Annotated in this window: 4 protein-coding genes; 2 read left to right on the top strand and 2 right to left on the bottom strand. The window is 53.9% G+C overall.

The window, feature by feature from the left end; genetic code table 11:
• Window positions 1–833: 833 nt before the first annotated feature.
• On the bottom strand, window positions 834–1,205 hold the full coding sequence (locus EGI20_RS17475) for a helix-turn-helix domain-containing protein (RefSeq protein WP_498632990.1): 372 nt from the start codon (window positions 1,203–1,205) through the stop codon (window positions 834–836).
• Between EGI20_RS17475 and EGI20_RS17470 the strand changes: the two genes are divergently transcribed.
• Both EGI20_RS17470 and EGI20_RS17465 read left to right on the top strand, forming a co-directional pair.
• Complete coding sequence (locus tag EGI20_RS17470; RefSeq protein ID WP_498632989.1) at window positions 1,199–1,507, top strand: hypothetical protein; 309 nt, start codon at window positions 1,199–1,201, stop codon at window positions 1,505–1,507. The two genes, EGI20_RS17475 and EGI20_RS17470, sit on opposite strands and share 7 nt — an antisense overlap.
• Window positions 1,508–1,599: 92 nt before the next feature.
• Window positions 1,600–1,827 (top strand): helix-turn-helix transcriptional regulator, encoded by a 228-nt coding sequence (locus EGI20_RS17465; RefSeq protein WP_498632987.1) that lies wholly within the window; start codon window positions 1,600–1,602, stop codon window positions 1,825–1,827.
• A gap of 67 nt (window positions 1,828–1,894) precedes the next feature.
• Here EGI20_RS17465 and EGI20_RS17460 read toward each other — a convergent pair whose 3' ends face one another.
• A complete protein-coding gene (locus tag EGI20_RS17460; RefSeq protein WP_498632986.1) occupies window positions 1,895–2,416 on the bottom strand; it encodes a site-specific integrase in 522 nt (173 codons plus the stop codon).
• Window positions 2,417–2,531 lie beyond the last annotated feature (115 nt).

The following is a 2,531-nucleotide window of genomic DNA, read 5'->3' as shown; positions in this document are numbered from 1 at the left end:
TCGTTAAGGTGGAAGTATGTTGGGCGACGCGGACACGGACGCTTCAGTAATGAAGATCGATCCTGGCCATGTTCGAAAGCGGGTTTTAGTCCCGTCCCGGGGGTGCGAGTAATCGTACAACCGGTGCTGCACACGTAGGCTGCACGCACCATCGCAAGGTGGTGAGCCGCAGAGAAGAAATTCAGATGCGGTGGTACCCAAGAGCGCAAGCTGCTGGGATCGCTGGATAGCTTAAGCGTGTAACGGCTTCCACTAGGGAAGCTGTGCAGAGTGCTAGTAAGCCATCGATGCGCTGCAGTCGCATCGGGCCCACAGTTGGAAATCATATCTTGAGTAAGTCAGTGGCTATGGAACATCGCACGACCGAAATCGACGGGCAACACCTGTGAAAGTCTTCAAGACTAGAGATATCGATGAGACAGTGGCGTACTTGTACGCAGTAGAAATGGTCTAACGCGGGAAGGTCTGAGCGTGGCTTGGCTGGCACCAAGCTGTCGTAACGTAATCGTCGATAAAAGCGATGTATCAGACTGGGAGCGGTGTTGAGTAGGTGTTGTTTTTTCACGAACAAACTGGCGATGTGGCCGAAGCCGTTTGTTTTTTTCCTGAAAAGGGAAGTCAAAAGACGCCAGGAAGCAAGTTGCAGTACAGATGCTTGGCGGCATCACATGGCAGTATCGAGTACGGCTTTTGTTGGCGCAAAAGTCGACCCAGGACGTATCGTTTGACGACGATACAGACGGAAATACGCTCTGGCCTGGCAGTCAGATACGTATCATCCACATCAGGAAATCATGCATTATTTTTAATCGGGCAGCTTGCCTGCCCGATTTTTACATATTATTTTCTGCTGCCGACAGCGATTGTGGCCGCAGAATTTCCCAAACCGGGATACCCAGCGCGTCCGCAATCTTCTCGATGTTCGCAAGAGAAAGGTTCCGGCGTTCACGCTCCACATGCGCAATGAATGTACGGTGCAGCCCCGCGTGAAAAGCCAGCTCTTCTTGACTCCAGCCTAAACGAGCACGTAGTCCACGCATATTTTCAGCAAGTATCTTGAGCGATGTACACGGTTTTTCGTCGACACACTCAGCAATGGGATTTGGCATCGGCACAGGATCACCGATAGCATCTTTTAAGTCATCCGCTTTTAAGTCAGCATCTTTTGTGTCACAATTTCCGTTTTGGAAGCAATCATATGGCACGCAAGCTTGATCATATTTTTCTCAACAACAACACATCTGCTGTCAGCAGCGATCCGGTGGGCGAAAAATGGACGCTGAATTTGCACTATCACAATGCTCACCACCGCATCCCTCTGCCACGCGACGCCCGGCTTTGGTACCTGCGCGCAGAGGGTAAAATGGTTCTGAAAGGCATGCTCAATGGTGAAAGCACATGGTTCGAAATCCAGACCAGCATGCGACGCGCCTTGCAGCTTGCTGCGGTTTGCATGCTGAATCTTCACGTTGTCCCCTCCGCGCGTGACCGATACGTCTATGGCTGAGGAAGGTAAACACCACGCCGCTTAGGCACACCTCATCCCCAAAGGATAAAACGCACCGCTATACGAGGTTCACCAATAACAGGAGAACCTCGATGAACATACCATGCACCACAGCCAGCCCCATCCCTGCCAGCAAGTCGGATCTGTTCGAAACCCTGCTCACCGCAGAAGACATGTTAGCCATCCTTAAAATTTCACGGCGCACACTAGACAGCTACCTCGCTGACCAAGTGATCCCGCCATCTTTCAAGATCGGCCGTCGGCTGTACTGGCACCGCGAGCAGATCGAGCGCTGGTTACGCCAGCAAGCTCGGCTCTGAGCCGTGCAATAAAAGAAGAAGCCCACCGGCAAGCCGGTGGGCTTCTTCTTTCTGTCCTGCCGCTATATCAACGAGGTCTGGCTCGCGCGAGCTTGCCGGCCAAGGTACCTGCGCGTAGGTGGGTGTAGCGCATCAACATGCTCAGCGTCTTGTGCCCGGTAATGCTGGCCACTTCCATCACTTCCAGTCCGTCCTCGAAAAGCTGACTGGTGGCTTCGTGCCGCGTGTCGTGAAAGCGCAAATCTTCAATGCCAAGACGGTCGCAAGCACGGCGGAAAGCGCGGGTGATCGAGTCTGGTTCGACATCAAAAATCAGCTCTCCACTACGCGGCAAGGCTTCGAGCAGTTCGACTGCACGCGGTGACAACGGTACCACCCGCGAACTGCCGTTCTTCGACATCTGGATCTTGAGTGCCGGAATCGCCGGCTTGTAATCCTGCCAGTGCAAGGCACACAGCTCACCACGGCGCATGCCGGTTTCTATCGCCAGTTGCAGAATGGCCTGCAAAATTTCGGAGTCGGTTTCATCGAGGATACGTTGCAGCTCATCCCCTTCGAAGCGACGCTCACGGGGGCAGTTCGACTGCACGCGGTGACAACGGTACCACCCGCGAACTGCCGTTCTTCGACATCTGGATCTTGAGTGCCGGAATCGCCGGCTTGTAATCCTGCCAGTGCAAGGCACACAGCTCACCACGGCGCAT

This window comes from Aquitalea sp. S1-19 (genome assembly GCF_024343515.1).
Note: the sequence above shows the minus strand (reverse complement) of the source record. Positions and strands in the feature narration are given on the sequence as shown.